The organism is Thermaurantimonas sp., assembly GCF_046299575.1.
GTDB lineage: Bacteria > Bacteroidota > Bacteroidia > Flavobacteriales > Schleiferiaceae > Thermaurantimonas.
The window spans coordinates 105,788-120,724 of sequence record NZ_JBKBHX010000005.1 but is presented as its reverse complement, the minus strand read 5'-3'; the positions used below and the strand labels follow the sequence as shown (position 1 = coordinate 120,724).

Below are 14,937 nucleotides of genomic sequence, written 5' to 3'. Positions count from 1 at the left end.
AATTAATTGTTATTTTGATTTTGATATTTTCGTGATGAAAATCGATCGACCAGATTATTTGAAATAGCCCGGCTGGCATCAGCTAAATTAAAATCTTTTAACCCTTTTTTCAGCTGATGATATACCTGATCGACTTCTTCGAAGACGGGTGAATGAACAGTGAGTTTTTGGCTTAGAAGATGAAATGAAATCTGTGTTGGTTTTTGATTGTATTCAGCCTGAGAATAATGGACTATTTGTTCTGAAAAACCGGTAATTTTTATTTCTATTTCTGGTTCTATCATAGAAATACTTTCGGGAGTATGCTCTGCTGTAGTATCCTTAAAAAATAAATCACTTACTTGTAGAATATTTAAAGAATTATCCTTGTTAAAATATTCATTTTTATGTGAATAATTTATATTCTTTGAATGCGAAATATTTCTCTTTGAATAGATAATTTTTGAGTGATTTTTCTTATCAAAAATTTCATCTGTTTCGGGCTTAGCGTTTTCGTCTGATTTTTTTTCATATTCTTGGAAGCTAATTAGTTGACTTTCTGTGGTATTAACTATATGTTTTGTAATGAAATATCCACTTATTGAAATCAAGATAACAGCAGCTGAAGCTTTTGTGGCAAATCGAAACATTTGAATCGATTTTTTTTGTGCTGCTTTTTGTAGAAAAATTATTTTTGATACTGGCCTGGGCTGTATTTCTAAATTCTCAAACTTTTCTTTAAATAATTGATCAATATTCTCTTTCATTTGAGCTGTTTTTTAAATGCGTTTTCATGAGTTTTTCTTTTAGAATAGCTCGTGCGCGGCTTAGCTGTGATTTAGATGTGCCGATGCTGATGCCAAGCATTTCAGATATTTCGGAATGACTATACCCTTCTATTACATATAGATTGAAGACAGTTCGATATCCTTCGGGTAATTCACGAATAAGTTCAAGCAGGTAAGTAACATCTGAATCTTCACAGTAAAAATCGACGTCTTCCTTATGCAGTTCATAAAGTGAAAAAATATGGAATGTCGTTTTTTTCCTCAGCTTGCTAAGACATTCGTTCACTGCAATGCGCTTAACCCATCCTTCCAGTGTGCCTACGGCTTTATAAGAATGGATATTCTGTAATGCCTTTAGCAGCGACTGAATCATGGTGTCTTCTGCCTCATCTTTATCGGATAGATACCGTTGGCACAAAGCAAATACTTTGGGTGCAAAAATGTTATAAAACTGTTCCTGAGCTTTTGCCCTGCCTTTTACCAACTGATCTATCAGTTCTGCATCTTTTGTCTTCACAATGGTAAGGTACTAATTTCAAAGAAATTTCATCTTAAAGATGCAGTTAGAGTTCGAAAAGGTTGCATGTGTAAGGAATTTTAAAAATGATTTGATGGGCGAATTTGATATAAAGTCAGCTAAACTGAGTTTGTGAAATTTTTCTAAAAAGGAAAATTAGGCTATTAAAGATAAAAAATCGCCATATATTTGCAGCCCCAATTGAGAAAACAACTGACGACTCGGTAGCTCAGCAGGTAGAGCACAACACTTTTAATGTTGGGGTCCTGGGTTCGAGCCCCAGCCGAGTCACTCCCCCAAAAAATTTTGCCCAGGTGTTGAAATTGGTAGCCAAGCCACTTTGAGGGGGTGGTGCCCGTTCGGGCGTGCTGGTTCGAGTCCAGTCCTGGGCACACTGGTTCCGCTTCAACGGCGGAATTTTTTATTTCTGAGCCGTACTTATCTTTCAAATTTCATTTGCTGTTTTCAAGGAAAAAAATATTTTTGTGGCATATCAACACTACCCATCATGCAGGAGAAAGACAACATGGACAAAGAGGAAATTTATTCCAAAGTTCTTAGAGCCGGAAGCAGAACGTACTTTTTTGATGTACGGGCTACCAAAGCAAACGATTACTACCTCACCATCACTGAAAGTAAGAAGTTAACTGAAGGTTCAGGTGAGTTTTATTACAAAAAACACAAAATCTATCTCTACAAGGAGGATTTTAATGCCTTCAAACAAATGCTTGATGATATTACTGAATTTATCATCAACGAAAAAGGAGAAGAAGTAATTTCAGAAAAGCACGATCCGAACTTCAACAAAGAAAAATATTTTTCTTCTCGTAGGTCAGAAAAGTCTCTCGACTTCGAAGATTTATAAAATTCTGATTTTTAATTATAAATATTACAAACCGGCCTTGTGCCGGTTTTTTTTTATTAAAAACAAATCGATATCTGACAATCGTCATATCTTGTAAGAGGATTTTTAGCTTTGCTTTACTAAAAAAATAAAAATGAAAAATTACCAACGTTGGTTTGCTGCGCTTGTAATTCCAATTGCTCTCGTATTGGCATGGTTGATTTATGAAAAGATACTTGGCGCTGGAAGCAATTTTGTAGGAGGTATTAATACGGGAGAACCCATAAAGGGTAATTATCTCGGTGTAATGTATAAAGGGGGTCCTTTGGTTGTAGTGCTTATTTCCTTTCAAATTATTCTTATTGCTTACGCCATCGAGAGGCTCATTACACTGCGCAAGGCCTATGGCCAGATTCAAACGCAGCTTTTTGTGTCTGAAGTGCGAAACCTCTTGAAACAAAAAAAGTGGGATGACATCTATGCGCTATGCGATCAGCACAGAGGGGCATTGGGAAATGTAGTGAAATCTGCTCTTCAAGCATACCATCAGTGGGAACAAGCGCATCCTGAAGCTACTCAGGCCGAAAAAATTGCCTGGATCGAAACCGAGTTAGAAGAGGCTACTCAGCTTGAAATTCCTATCCTTCAAAAAAATATGGTTGTAATCTCTACTCTAGCTCAAATTTCTACATTAATCGGACTTTTGGGTACGGTTACGGGTATGATTGTAGCCTTTGCCTCTATGGCTCGCGTCGGCGCTCCTGATGCCGTGGGTCTGGCCAATGGTATATCGCAGGCGTTGGTAACTACTGCTTTAGGTATTCCTACCGCGGCAGTTGGTATTATCGTTTATAACTACTTAGCCACTCAAATTGAGCAAATTATCTACTCAATAGATGAACTTAATTTTTCAATCGCACAATATTTTAAACTTCAAACTGCCTAAAGATGGCCATTGAAAAGGCTCGTCCTAAAATTGTGAAACTCGACATGAATCCCATGGTGGACATGGCCTTTCTTTTGGTCACCTTCTTTATGCTGTCCACCTCTTTTCGTACCGACGACCCCACTGAAGTGATCTTGCCAACTTCGAATGCCGAAATACAAATGCCAGAGGTGAGTGTGATGGCAATTTACGTCAATCCCTCGGGGCAAGTATTTTTTGGAATCGACGGAAAATTTTCAAAAAAGGCACTTATAGAGCACATTGCTCGTCGTTACGAATTAGAACTTTCAGATTATCAAATCGAAAACTTTTCTCTATTAAGCGGCTTTGGTGTTCCCATATCTGAATTGTCCAATTTGTTGAAAGACCGGGAGAATCTGAAATTTTATCCTATGGCGGGTATTCCTACCGATAGCCTTTCGAATGAGTTGGCTGAGTGGGTGATATATGCTCGCGTGGTGAATCCGACCATACGCGTAGCCATTAAAGCTGATAAAGACACTGAATATCAGCACGTAAAAAAAGTGATCAAAACCCTGCTAGACAACAAAATTCTTCGCTTCAACCTTCTGACCGAAAAAATGCCCTCTACGAAACAACCATGAAAGAAACTACCACGAAAAAAGCCCAGCGTTGGCGAAAGAAGATTCTTGAATCGGGGGTTGACCTCGACATGAATCCAATGGTGGATATGGCTTTCTTATTGCTCACCTTCTTTATGCTCACCACCACACTTACCCGACCATTTGCCATGGAACTCATTATGCCTGCTGAAGATAAACAAGAGGGTGAGCGACCGGCTATCAAAGCCTCCAGGGTGTTAGTTCTGATACCGTATAAAGAAGATACAGTGCTTTATTATCAAGGACTTCCGGAAGGAGATTTCGAAAAACTGCTGATTAACGATGTCAAACAAACGGAAAACTTTTTTACTGCCTTTAAAAACTCAGTAAAAGATCCAGTAATTTTTATAAAACCCACAGAAACAGCTCCTTATGAAACGGTAGTACACACCATCGATGCACTGAATAATCATGGGCTCAATCGCTATGCTCTCGACGAACTAAACGATCAGGAGACTAAATTCTTAAAAACATGAAACTTCCTGAAGAATTCCTCCAGTGGGAAGAATGGCTCTACTACCGGCGAAATAAGCTGTACGGAAGTTTTGTGGAGCGTCGTAAAATATGGAAAAGAGAATGGATCGGACTTTTGGTGTCGAGCGTTTTAGTGCTTGCTATCTATGGCAGTCCGCTGTTAGTGTACAAGATCAAATCAGCTCGTGAAAAAGACGCGATTAAAGTTGAGCAACTCACGGTGGTCTCTTATTCCCAGCTATTGCAACCACCCCCCATTGAGATGGTAAACCAACCCCAACAGACCATCGAAAAACCTGCAGAGGTATCAACTTTAAAATTCGTTAAGCCCGAAATAAAAAAAGACGAAGAGGTGCGAGAAGAAACCTACGTGCCCACACAAGAAGAATTTCAAAAAGCTAATCCCGGAACAGAAACGGTAAAAGGCATCGACAGCGTAGTGATCGATGAGCAGAGCGTCAAAGTAAAAGCAGACGAGTCAGAAAATGTGCTCTTTGCTGTGGTAGAGATAAAACCTGAATTTCCCGGAGGTAGGGAAGCGCTGATGCGCTACTTGGCCGAAAACATAAAATATCCACAAATAGCCAGAGAGCTTAATATTCAAGGCGTAGTGATCGTACAATTTACCGTTGACAAAAATGGCCAAATCAGAGATGTGGAAATAGCCCGGGGTATCGGAGGCGGTTGTGACGAAGAAGCACTACGCGTAATAAAAAACATGCCAACATGGACGCCCGGGCGCCAAAACAATCGCCCGGTAAATGTGCGGTATGCGCTGCCCATACGCTTTGCTCTGAAAGATTAACGCTGTAGAGGCCTGGCAGGTACACCTACCACAGTAGTTCCCTCAGGCACATCTTTGTTAACCACTGCTCCGGCACCTACGGTGGCACCATCGCCAATGGTAATTCCATTCAATACTACTGCGCCGGTTCCTATCATCACCTCCCTGCCTATGCGCACTTGTCCTGATATGTGCACGCCCGGCATCAGACTGCTGTAATCACCTATTTGGACATCATGGCCTACTGTACAGTTTAGATTGATCAGAACATGTAGGCCAATAACTATTTCAGTAGTTAATATCGACCCGGGACAAACGGCAGTGCCTTGACCAATCGTAATCCCATTCAGATCCACAAGCATTGCTCTCGGATGAACCAACGAAGGAAATTCTATGCTTCTGCCTGTCAATCGTTCATCAAGCACTCGTTTTACTTTTGGGCTTCCCACTGCGAAGAGCATTGCACATTCACCACTAAAAACAACTTCTTCAGACTTGAATATCGGATGATTGCGAAAGCCTTGGCCTGTTGCAACGTCGTCTAGAAAACCTTTAAAAACATAATTGCGTTCAAAATCAAACGTCTGGAAAATGTAATGGTAGTACTCCTTTCCTAATCCACCAGCTCCAAACAGATAAAAAGGCTTTTGCATCTAAAAACTATAAGCTGCTTGCAAATAAAGGTAAAAAATCTGGTGAAAGGTCGTTTTGTAATTGTCTTCTCTGCGACCAAAATCGGGAGCAAAAACATCATTAAGCCCTTGATAATACCTCAGGCCTGCCGTAAAAATGGCATCTGACTCAAGCTGAAAACCATAGCCCACTCCGGCAAAAACTCCTCCGTCGAAGGGATTTGTATCGTTAAATAACTTAAGTGTACGGCTGCCCAACTGCTCATCGCGGTGTATCACCACGCGTGAAGCAAGCAAATAAGCTGCATAGCCTCCTGCCTCAAACAGCCATCTATCTGGCTGAAATTGTATTCCGATGGGTATTTGAAAGTAAGACATTGAAAAATGCCGAAACGCAGGCGCATTCAGCCTTGTGATGCCGAAATTTCCTCCAGCCCGCAAAAAATATACTCCTCCGAAAAAGCTTAAATTTTGCGTCAAGCGGTAATGCAAATTTCCCCCGGCTGATACATTAAGTTTCATCTGGGCATCATACTCTTCCGAATTAAAAGTGTATTGATGACTCAGATAGCTGGATACTCCTCCAACTGTAAAAGAGTAATACCACGCATCAGGATCGTAAAATTGTGCTGACAGCTGAATACCGCTTAAAAATAGGCCAAGGGATAGAAATTTTTTCATGCCAAACCTTTTCGATGGCAGAAATGTAAAAGATTTATTAAAAACCTTTACCGCCTTTTTTGTATTAACTGTGCATTTTTAAGCGAATGATTTGTTTCTCAAAAACATTTAAAATCAATTGTTCGTACTCTTCAAAAGTGACATGTCCATGCCAATACTCGAATTCAAAGGAAAATACATACGAATAACTTCTGACAAGCCACTGAGAAACCAGCTGATAGAGGCCGGCCTATCGCCACACAACGGCCAAAGCCAGTGGTTCAACTGCAAAGGACTTGGTACATGTGGCACTTGTTGCATCCGCATTGAGCCAGCTCTATGCTCTGAACCTACTGCTATGGAAAAATCGCGTCTCAACTTCCTACCCTTCAGAAACGGGCTTCAGAAAGGTTTTCGTCTGGCCTGCCAAACGCGCTTGCTCTCTGATGGCAAGGCAGAAAAGGGCAAAGGATTTTGGGGTGAAGAGTTCGATTAAGTAAAAATACTTTATATTCAATCATTTACACCTGTATCACCCCAGGATTGTACTTTTTAATGTTTGGATTGTGATTAGCCATTTCAATTCCCATAGATATCCATCGGCGTGTATCCACCGGGTCGATGATGGCATCTACCCAAAGCCGGGCAGCTGCGTAGTACGGACTCATTTGGCTATCGTACCGGCTCTTAATCTTCTCCAGCAGGGCCTTTTCGTCTTCTTCTGAGAGCTTTTCGCCCTTTGTAGCGCGATTAGCTTTTTCGATTTGTAGCAATACACTGGCCGCTTGTTGGCCGCCCATCACCGCAATTTGAGCAGTTGGCCACGCCACAATAAGGCGCGGATCATATGCTTTGCCACACATCGCATAATTGCCTGCTCCAAAAGAATTTCCAATAATCACTGTAAACTTTGGCACTACACTGTTTGCCACTGCATTTACCATTTTGGCTCCATCCTTTATTATACCACCGTGTTCTGAACGACTTCCCACCATGAAGCCCGTTACATCTTGCAGAAACACCAACGGAATTTTCTTTTGGTTGCAATTGGCGATGAAGCGCGTTGCCTTGTCGGCCGAGTCGGAGTAAATCACTCCGCCAAATTGCATTTCGCCTTTTTTGTTTTTTACGATTTCCCGATTGTTGGCTACAATGCCCACGGCCCAGCCGTCAATCCGCGCATAGCCGGTAATGATTGTTTTACCATAGCCTTCTTTGTACTCCACCCAGCTGTCGGCATCTATCAGGCAGTCAATGATTTCTCTTGTCTTAAACGGCTTTGATCTATCGGCTGGCAATATCTTGTAGATGTCCTTCGGATCACGAATCGGCTGCTTTGCCTCTGCGCGGTCGAAGCCCGCTTTTGGCTCGTGACCCAACTTGTCCACGATTTTGCGAATCGTCAGCAGCGCCGTAGGATCATCCGGCATTTTGTAGTCAGTAACACCCGAAATTTCACAATGTGTCGTCGCTCCTCCAAGGGTTTCATTGTCTACATCTTCACCTATGGCAGCTTTTACCAGGTACGAGCCCGCCAAAAAAATGGAACCCGTTTTTTCTACGATCAAGGCCTCGTCGCTCATTATGGGCAGATACGCTCCACCGGCTACACAGCTGCCCATGATGGCCGCTATCTGTGTAATACCTTCCGACGACATAATGGCATTGTTGCGAAAGATTCTCCCAAAATTTTCCTTATCAGGGAAAATTTCGTCTTGCATCGGCAGATATACTCCTGCACTGTCTACCAGGTAAATGATCGGAATGCGGTTTTCCATGGCAATCTCCTGTGCACGCAGGTTCTTTTTACCAGTTATCGGAAACCACGCCCCGGCCTTTACCGTGGCATCATTGGCCACCACTATAACCATTCGCCCACACACATACCCGATTACCACCACCACGCCACCTGCCGGGCACCCGCCGTGCTCTTTGTACATCTCCCAGCCAGCAAAGGCCCCAATTTCAAGCACAGGTGCATCTCTGTCGAGCAAGTGCTCAATGCGTTCGCGTGCTGTCAGCTTACCTTGCTGATGTTGTTTTTCAATTTTTGATTTACCTCCACCCAGGGCTATTTTATCCAGGCGGTTCTTCAGCTCTCCGATCAGCAGCTTCAGCGAATCCTCGTTTTTATTCTGTTCCAGTTCGGCTTGTGTCATCGGTTTTTTGCAATTCCCTTGGTTCAGTGCTCGAAATTACGGCCTATCCGCTCATTTGCGATTCTCTCTTTATTTGATTGTTTTTTTTTTAGTTCGTTTCCCTCGCAACGCTACACTGTAGGGCAGCTGACCGGCTAGTTCAGACTAGGGGCTGAAAAGTACCTTGGTCTGGACCGGACTACTCTCTTGTTCGCTTCGCTCCTATGCTTCGGCTAAGCTTTGCTCCACCTTCAACCTCCTTATTGTGCTCCTGCCGGGCACCTCACACAGAGCAGCCTCAGTCCACTCAAATAAACCTTAACTTTAACGATTACAAAAACAAAAAACACAGATTTTTGCTGATTCTATCCACGGATGTGCGGATTTTTGATAGCAGATGAATCTGGAATTTTTATTAGTGTAGAGGGCTGACGTGATTACAGCCTCATCGGTGTGATTGATTTATATCCAAAAACGGAGCACCAGATGAAGAAGCTATACGGTATCAATATATCTGAAATCACTCGCTGCGGCTGTTAATTTTTAGTTTCCATGCATTCCATGTGGCTAACCATCTATTACCATTCATATTTTTTCATTTTTCTTTTTAACACAAACAGCTCCAACCGATTAAAAATTTTCAGGTTTACCCTCTACATCTTGTTCCAATTCCTCAAATTGACTATATTGTACTCTATTAATTGATTATATAATTAACAAAAATGTGGTATGGACATGCTGGAGCTCTCAGCGCGCGACAACAGAATTGTTACACACATGGATCTCGATACATTTTTTGTATCGGTAGAGAGGCTCAAAAATCCAAAACTCAACGGACTGCCTGTGATAGTAGGTGGTAGCAGCGATCGCGCTGTAGTAGCCTCGTGTAGCTACGAAGCGCGCCGGTACGGCATACACTCAGCCATGCCGGTGAAGATGGCCCGGCAGCTTTGCCCTGATGCTGTATTCGTGCGCGGTGATATGGACGAGTACAGCCGGTACTCGCGCCTGGTCACCGACATCATCGCTGAGGCTGCTCCCGTGTACGAAAAGCGCTCGATCGATGAGTTTTACCTCGATCTTACTGGTATGGATCGCTTTTACGACGCCTACCGTTGGGCCTGCGAGCTGCGGCAGCGCATCATGCGCGAGACAGGCTTGCCAATATCTATGGGCTACTCTGTAAACAAAACCGTAGCTAAGATAGCCACCGGCGAGGCCAAACCCGCCGGATATCTGCGCGTAGAGCGCGGGTCAGAACGTCCCTTTCTGGCACCTCTGCCCGTGAAGCGCATTCCCGGTGTAGGCGAAAAGATGCAAAACACCCTCTATGAACTCGGCATTCGACGCGTAGCTACCTTACAGCAGATGCCTCTCAGGCTCATTGAACACACTCTCGGAGCCAATGGCTTAGATATCTGGAAAAAGGCACAGGGCATCGACCCCTCGCCCGTAGAACCCTATAGCGAGGCTAAGTCTATGGGCTCAGAGCAAACCTTTGAGCGCGACACCATAGACCACCATGCCGTAAAAAGGCTATTAGCCGGCATGACTGAGGAGCTGACACAGCAACTGCGCGCCGGCAAGCGCATGACCGGATGTGTGACCGTGAAGGTACGCTACAGCACATTTGAAACAGTAAGCCGCCAGCAGATCATAGGCTATACCCAAGCCGATCACAAGCTCATTCCGGTAGTGCACAGCCTCTTCGACCGGCTCTACGATCGCAGGCTCCGCATTCGATTGGTCGGTGTAAAGTTCAGCAAGCTCATTCACGGGGTATGTCAGCTCGATCTCTTCGACGAGAAGGAGGAGCACCTCCAACGCCTCTACAGTGCCCTGGACCGGTTAAATACCCGATGGGGTACACGCGTGGTGGGCCGTACAAACTCAGTACTGGGAATGCGGCTATGAGCCATGTAAGTGGAAAAAACCAGAAAAAATTGCTTTTAAATCGACCGCGAATCTGCTGAAATTTCTTAAAAAAACAGTTATTCAACCGTCTAACGATGGATGTAAATTATGTTTATTAAAAATGTGATGTCAAGCTATATCGAAATTTTGAAAGAAAAAAATCCAGACTTCTTTGGAAGTCTGGATTAATACTTCAAAAGCAACATTTTTCTGTTAAAAGCAGTATTTTCCCTCTGCTATAAGCTTAGCAGCAATCTCTCTGCGCAGAGCTTTAGGATTCACTGGCTGTTGATACTTGGTGAAGCGTTTTAATCCCATCAGCAAGATGCGTTGCTCATCTCCTTCAGTAAAGCTGTAAATGGCTTCCCTGGCTGCCTTCTGTATCTTTTCTACAGCCAGGTAGGTGTACAGTTCGGCCATTTTTATAGGGATTTTTGCAGCTTCTTCGCCTTTAGTATTCAGAATTTTCAGAGCTCTCAATACAGCTGATTCGGCTACATAAGTCTCGATTAGGATATCTGCAGCATTCATCAATATTTCCTGCTCATCTTCTACGTTCATACCAAATTTCTCAACAGCCTTACCGGCTACCATTAAAAAGGCTTTTTTCAGATTTTCGATGATTTCGAGCTCCTGAGCTAAAGGCTGTCTGTAGTCTGGTGTATCAAAAGAAGGAATTGTCATCAGTTCAGAGGCCACTTTCATCGCCGGAGTCATCAGGTCGAGCTGACCTTTTAGTGCACGACGCAGTAACATGCCTACGGAGAGCATGCGGTTGATTTCATTAGTTCCCTCATAAATACGGGCAATGCGCACATCGCGATAGGCTGCTTCCATAGGGGTATCAGCTGAGTATCCCATTCCCCCGTAAATTTGAACACCTTCGTCGGCTACGAAAGAGCCTGTTTCTGATCCATGCACCTTAAGTATTGCACATTCGATCGCATATTCTTCCACACCTTTGAGCTTAGCCTCCTGTGGTGAGCAACCTTCGGATTCTAACCGGGCGATGTTATTCTCAATATCCTGACCTGCCCTGTAGGTGGCTGATTCGCTTGCCCATGTGCGGGTAGCCATGTCAGCCAGCTTTTGCTGAATGGCACCAAAACTTGAAATAGGTACACCAAATTGAATGCGTTCATTTGCATATTTTACGGCAAGGGAGGTAACTCGCCGGCAAGAGTCCATTACAGCTGCAGCAAGCTTAATACGACCCACATTGAGAGCATTCATTGCGATTTTAAATCCGCCACCGCGTTCGCCGAGCATATTTTCAGCCGGTATTTTACATTCATTAAAAAATACCTGACGTGTGGAAGATGCACGTATACCGAGCTTATTTTCTTCTTCTCCAAAGCTCATCCCTGGTGTTCCGCGCTCTACAATGAATCCGGTGATGTACTTGTCGTCTTCAATGCGTGCAAATACGATAAAAAGATCTGCAAAACCCGCGTTTGATATCCACATTTTCTGGCCCGTGATGCTCCATGTACGATCAGCTTCATTCCACACGGCACGAGTTTTTCCGGAGTTGGCATCAGAACCTGCACCTGGCTCAGTTAGGCAATAGGCGCCCATCCATTCACCGGTAGCGAGTTTTGGAAGGTATTTTTTCTTCTGCTCTTCAGTACCATAGAGCAGAATAGGCAGGGTTCCTATGCCTGTGTGAGCACCATAAGCGGTGGAGAGCGATCCAGAAATACCGGAGATGCGATCACATACGAGCATTGAGGTGTTAAATCCCATACCCAACCCTCCGTATTCCTCAGGTACTGATATGCCAAGCATACCCAATTCGCCCAACTTTTTCATAATCTGGAGGGTGAATTCGTAGTCTTTCTCTTCAAATCTGTGGCGTTGGGGGAGAACTTCCTTATCGATAAATTCGGTACATGCGTTGGCCATCATCAGTTGCTCTTCGGAAAAGTCCTCCGGCGTAAAAACATCTTCCCAGCTTTGCGTCCGTATTATGAATTCACCACCTTTTATGGGTGATTTAATAGTTGTTTCCATATTTATTGGGTTTAGTTGCCCCAAAAATAACTAAAAAAATTATGCATGCATAATAAATGAGGAAAATTTTAAATAATTCAGTTCCGGTCATTTGTTTGGATCCATTAACCTGTAAGATGCTCATCAGTAAATGCAAAAGGCAGAAAAGTACTGACATCTGGCGCTATCAGCAGCCGTTCATCACCGTTGGCAAGGATGATTTCGATAGGCGAATATTGTCTTTTCCGGTACTCAGCAAACACCTGTAAACAAGCTCCACAAGGTGGGATGAGTTGGTCGCCGGTGATATGAGGTACGGCTATGGCAGCCTTTAGAATAGTACGGCCCGCACAGCTATGGCCAAACTGAAATAGTGCCACGCGCTCGGCACACAGGCCACTTGGGTAGGCGGCATTCTCCTGATTGCTTCCGGTGATTATTGTACCATCGCTCAACAGTAGGGCCGCACCTACTTTAAAGCCGGAATAGGGCGCATGAGCCTGCCCGGCAGCATCAATGGCAGCTCGTACGAGTTGCTGAATGTCCACATTTACATTATTCAGGTGCTCTTCAGTGTATTGAATACGTATTTCTATTTTCATGCGTAAGTATTAAACGAAAAAACCGCCCACAATTTAGGGGCGGCTTTTTATATATATTTCTGCAGTAATAATTAGCGAACCACAAGTCGCTGAGACGCTACACCATGAGTGCCTCTAATATTTACAAGATAAATACCAGCCGCAAGATCCGCAGCAGATAATTCTACACGTTGCTTGCCTTCGCCTACAAAGCCCAAGGATTGAGCTTTTACTACTTTTCCGGTAATATCGGTGATTTCCAGAGAGTAGTTTCCGGCATTAGCATTTTCAAAGAGTATGATGACTACTGTGTTACTATTGGTAGGGTTAGGGAATATTCTTACATTCGATAGAGCATTTGCAAATTCATTCTGGCCAGTATTACTTGTAGTCCACTGATAAGAGAAATTGAAATATTTGTAGGTAACCGCAAGTAGGTCATTATTTATATCGCCGTTTTGGTATTCTTGAACTACAACGGGCACTCTGAGTCGTGGTTGAGGCAAGCTGGTAGAATCTATCAAGAAGTGGCTTAAACAATGTTGATGGCCCGCACCTTTATAATCTACTGCTTGATCCATAAAATTAACTACTGGATAAAGCGTTATAGAGTTGCCTTGAACTCGGAAACCTCTAGCCTTAACATCCGGGAAAACATTTCCACCGTTGGGGTTTCCCCATAAATTGAAATCTGTATCACCCCATGTAACAACAAGATATTGACCATCTTCTGTTCTTGCGATCTGAATTCTGTTGTCCTCAGCTAAATTGGCACCTGAGCCATAGTTACCTCTAAAGAAATCGAGAGTATCAAGAAAAATCGCCGACCAGGTATTGCCACCGTTTGGTGAATAAATGTCAACAGCATAATTAAATGCTGAATAGATTGAAAAAGGGTTACCTGAACCACCTGAACTTGTAAGTGTGGATACCGCGGCAGGATTAATGTTTACAGCAAAATGGGGATTGTTATTGGCATCAACAGCCACGTCGATATTAAATGCAGTGGAAATATGATTAATTGTCCAGTTGTTTGCGGTACCATATGCTTGCATTGACGCAAGAACACCACCGGTCAATCCATGTGAAAATTGAAGTGTTTGTAAGTTAATTGGGAACGGACCTGTCCAAGTCTGCCCACCATCGATGGTTTTCATGTAAAGTGGATGGAATGCTTGCACGGGAGCAAAGTTTGTATCGGTTGAATAACCTATTATGCCAATATATCCTACTTGACCATTTGGGCCAAATCCGATTTTCGCATCTGCTATTTGCTTGGCACCATTAGCATCTGCTCCCATAGGACAGTGTAGGAATTGATTTGTCCAAGTGAAAGATTTTGTTGCATTATTCCATGTGCCAACTGTTAGAACGAGTGTGTCGTCATATGCTGTACCGATGCGTTTTTCAGCAATTCCAAATACTTTTTGAGTAGAATTTACAGCAGTGAAGTCATTAGGAACCTGTACGGCAAAAGATGGGTTGGGAGTGAACGAGCTAAAACGTTGAGTGCTCAAGTTAGCGCTTCCTGATACTCGTGCACTACCTACTACGATCCCTCCCCAGTTTGTGTTAGAATTATCAAGTACAGGTGCATAAAATGCAACATATAAAGAATCAGGATTTGTATTTCCTGATGGATTAAACAAAACGCCTTGAGGATAGCGAGCTACCTCAGTGGAGGGGGTTGGATTCCAAAGGGGTCCCTGGTTGATGTTCCAAGTAAGTCCTCTGTTTGTTGAATATCCATAACGAAGTGAACCTGTTGATACGTCATTTGTAATTGCCGGCGTAGAGCGATGTACCATACCTACAGAGTTAAGAGAAGGTAGCGCCCATACATAAGTTTTGGCGTCAAACATTATACCATACGCATTTCCTCCATTGCCAATGGTTATTCCGAGGTTTGCAACTTTTGATGCTGTTTGCTGATAGGGTCCCCATAATCCTGCATCCACAAAACCTTTAACAGGGGGATATTCAATGGTTTCAGGGATTACTTTGTTTTGACCGTAAATAAAGCCAGCAAAGATCAACGATAGAGTAAGTAAACTTTTATTCATAT

The 14,937-nt window shown here is 43.3% G+C and carries 15 protein-coding genes and 2 tRNA genes; 9 read left to right on the top strand and 8 right to left on the bottom strand.

Annotated elements, in window-relative coordinates; translation table 11 throughout:
• Positions 1-2 precede the first annotated feature (2 nt).
• Both ACK4EX_RS08110 and ACK4EX_RS08105 read right to left on the bottom strand, forming a co-directional pair.
• Entirely contained in the window at positions 3-746 is a 744-nt protein-coding gene (locus ACK4EX_RS08110; RefSeq protein ID WP_409771597.1) for a hypothetical protein, read from the bottom strand.
• Positions 730-1,284 carry an RNA polymerase sigma factor gene (locus ACK4EX_RS08105; RefSeq protein ID WP_409771594.1) on the bottom strand — a complete coding sequence of 185 codons (555 nt, stop codon included), beginning with the start codon at positions 1,282-1,284 and terminating at the stop codon, positions 730-732. The genes ACK4EX_RS08110 and ACK4EX_RS08105 overlap by 17 nt, the downstream gene beginning before the upstream one ends.
• Positions 1,285-1,502: 218 nt before the next feature.
• Here ACK4EX_RS08105 and ACK4EX_RS08100 point away from each other — a divergent pair.
• The 7 genes from ACK4EX_RS08100 (at position 1,503) to ACK4EX_RS08070 (ending at position 4,976) form a co-directional block, all read left to right on the top strand.
• Positions 1,503-1,575, top strand: a tRNA-Lys gene (locus ACK4EX_RS08100).
• 17 nt (positions 1,576-1,592) lie between these two features.
• Positions 1,593-1,676, top strand: a tRNA-Leu gene (locus ACK4EX_RS08095).
• Between the two features lie 116 nt (positions 1,677-1,792).
• On the top strand, positions 1,793-2,149 hold the full coding sequence (locus ACK4EX_RS08090) for a PUR family DNA/RNA-binding protein (protein WP_124398158.1): 357 nt from the start codon (positions 1,793-1,795) through the stop codon (positions 2,147-2,149).
• Positions 2,150-2,282: 133 nt separating this feature from the next.
• Positions 2,283-3,074, top strand: a complete 792-nt coding sequence (locus ACK4EX_RS08085) for a MotA/TolQ/ExbB proton channel family protein (RefSeq protein ID WP_409771591.1) — start codon at positions 2,283-2,285, stop codon at positions 3,072-3,074.
• Between the two features lie 2 nt (positions 3,075-3,076).
• The gene (locus tag ACK4EX_RS08080; RefSeq protein WP_409771588.1) at positions 3,077-3,679 is read left to right on the top strand and encodes an ExbD/TolR family protein; all 603 of its coding nucleotides are present in this window, start codon (positions 3,077-3,079) and stop codon (positions 3,677-3,679) included.
• Complete coding sequence (locus tag ACK4EX_RS08075; protein ID WP_409771586.1) at positions 3,676-4,173, top strand: biopolymer transporter ExbD; 498 nt, start codon at positions 3,676-3,678, stop codon at positions 4,171-4,173. The genes ACK4EX_RS08080 and ACK4EX_RS08075 overlap by 4 nt, the downstream gene beginning before the upstream one ends.
• Positions 4,170-4,976 carry an energy transducer TonB gene (locus ACK4EX_RS08070; protein ID WP_409771584.1) on the top strand — a complete coding sequence of 269 codons (807 nt, stop codon included), beginning with the start codon at positions 4,170-4,172 and terminating at the stop codon, positions 4,974-4,976. The genes ACK4EX_RS08075 and ACK4EX_RS08070 overlap by 4 nt, the downstream gene beginning before the upstream one ends.
• Here ACK4EX_RS08070 and ACK4EX_RS08065 read toward each other — a convergent pair.
• Together ACK4EX_RS08065 and ACK4EX_RS08060 are read right to left on the bottom strand one after the other, a co-directional pair.
• Positions 4,973-5,608, bottom strand: a complete 636-nt coding sequence (locus tag ACK4EX_RS08065; RefSeq protein WP_409771582.1) for an acetyltransferase — start codon at positions 5,606-5,608, stop codon at positions 4,973-4,975. The two genes, ACK4EX_RS08070 and ACK4EX_RS08065, sit on opposite strands and share 4 nt — an antisense overlap.
• The gene (locus ACK4EX_RS08060; RefSeq protein ID WP_409771579.1) at positions 5,609-6,268 is read right to left on the bottom strand and encodes a porin family protein; all 660 of its coding nucleotides are present in this window, start codon (positions 6,266-6,268) and stop codon (positions 5,609-5,611) included.
• 148 nt (positions 6,269-6,416) lie between these two features.
• On the opposite strand from ACK4EX_RS08060, the gene ACK4EX_RS08055 reads away from it, so the two are divergent.
• On the top strand, positions 6,417-6,743 hold the full coding sequence (locus tag ACK4EX_RS08055) for a hypothetical protein (protein ID WP_409771576.1): 327 nt from the start codon (positions 6,417-6,419) through the stop codon (positions 6,741-6,743).
• A gap of 25 nt (positions 6,744-6,768) precedes the next feature.
• Here the strand turns inward: ACK4EX_RS08055 and ACK4EX_RS08050 are convergent, their stop codons facing one another.
• Complete coding sequence (locus tag ACK4EX_RS08050; protein WP_409771574.1) at positions 6,769-8,406, bottom strand: acyl-CoA carboxylase subunit beta; 1,638 nt, start codon at positions 8,404-8,406, stop codon at positions 6,769-6,771.
• A gap of 708 nt (positions 8,407-9,114) precedes the next feature.
• On the opposite strand from ACK4EX_RS08050, the gene dinB reads away from it, so the two are divergent.
• Positions 9,115-10,299: a DNA polymerase IV gene (gene dinB, locus ACK4EX_RS08045; RefSeq protein WP_409771571.1), complete on the top strand. Its 1,185-nt coding sequence runs from the start codon at positions 9,115-9,117 to the stop codon at positions 10,297-10,299.
• Positions 10,300-10,512: 213 nt separating this feature from the next.
• On the opposite strand, the gene ACK4EX_RS08040 is transcribed toward dinB, so the two are convergent.
• The 3 genes from ACK4EX_RS08040 to ACK4EX_RS08030 form a co-directional block, all read right to left on the bottom strand.
• Complete coding sequence (locus ACK4EX_RS08040) at positions 10,513-12,312, bottom strand: acyl-CoA dehydrogenase family protein (RefSeq protein ID WP_409771569.1); 1,800 nt, start codon at positions 12,310-12,312, stop codon at positions 10,513-10,515.
• 104 nt (positions 12,313-12,416) lie between these two features.
• A complete protein-coding gene (locus ACK4EX_RS08035; protein WP_409771567.1) occupies positions 12,417-12,893 on the bottom strand; it encodes a cytidine deaminase in 477 nt (158 codons plus the stop codon).
• 71 nt (positions 12,894-12,964) lie between these two features.
• Positions 12,965-14,935 carry a T9SS type A sorting domain-containing protein gene (locus tag ACK4EX_RS08030; RefSeq protein ID WP_409771565.1) on the bottom strand — a complete coding sequence of 657 codons (1,971 nt, stop codon included), beginning with the start codon at positions 14,933-14,935 and terminating at the stop codon, positions 12,965-12,967.
• Between the last annotated feature and the right edge of the window lie 2 nt (positions 14,936-14,937).

What these genes read in the sequence shown, in the direction of transcription:
- ACK4EX_RS08060 (WP_409771579.1), bottom strand. Translation starts at nt 6,268, where the DNA reads ATGAAAAAATTTCTATCCCTTGGCCTATTTTTAAGCGGTATTCAGCTG.
- ACK4EX_RS08050 (WP_409771574.1), bottom strand. Translation starts at nt 8,406, where the DNA reads ATGACACAAGCCGAACTGGAACAGAATAAAAACGAGGATTCGCTGAAG.
- ACK4EX_RS08080 (WP_409771588.1), top strand. Translation starts at nt 3,077, where the DNA reads ATGGCCATTGAAAAGGCTCGTCCTAAAATTGTGAAACTCGACATGAAT.
- ACK4EX_RS08035 (WP_409771567.1), bottom strand. Translation starts at nt 12,893, where the DNA reads ATGAAAATAGAAATACGTATTCAATACACTGAAGAGCACCTGAATAAT.
- ACK4EX_RS08070 (WP_409771584.1), top strand. Translation starts at nt 4,170, where the DNA reads ATGAAACTTCCTGAAGAATTCCTCCAGTGGGAAGAATGGCTCTACTAC.
- ACK4EX_RS08075 (WP_409771586.1), top strand. Translation starts at nt 3,676, where the DNA reads ATGAAAGAAACTACCACGAAAAAAGCCCAGCGTTGGCGAAAGAAGATT.
- ACK4EX_RS08030 (WP_409771565.1), bottom strand. Translation starts at nt 14,935, where the DNA reads ATGAATAAAAGTTTACTTACTCTATCGTTGATCTTTGCTGGCTTTATT.
- ACK4EX_RS08085 (WP_409771591.1), top strand. Translation starts at nt 2,283, where the DNA reads ATGAAAAATTACCAACGTTGGTTTGCTGCGCTTGTAATTCCAATTGCT.
- ACK4EX_RS08055 (WP_409771576.1), top strand. Translation starts at nt 6,417, where the DNA reads ATGCCAATACTCGAATTCAAAGGAAAATACATACGAATAACTTCTGAC.
- ACK4EX_RS08090 (WP_124398158.1), top strand. Translation starts at nt 1,793, where the DNA reads ATGCAGGAGAAAGACAACATGGACAAAGAGGAAATTTATTCCAAAGTT.
- dinB (WP_409771571.1), top strand. Translation starts at nt 9,115, where the DNA reads ATGGACATGCTGGAGCTCTCAGCGCGCGACAACAGAATTGTTACACAC.
- ACK4EX_RS08065 (WP_409771582.1), bottom strand. Translation starts at nt 5,608, where the DNA reads ATGCAAAAGCCTTTTTATCTGTTTGGAGCTGGTGGATTAGGAAAGGAG.
- ACK4EX_RS08040 (WP_409771569.1), bottom strand. Translation starts at nt 12,312, where the DNA reads ATGGAAACAACTATTAAATCACCCATAAAAGGTGGTGAATTCATAATA.
- ACK4EX_RS08110 (WP_409771597.1), bottom strand. Translation starts at nt 746, where the DNA reads ATGAAAGAGAATATTGATCAATTATTTAAAGAAAAGTTTGAGAATTTA.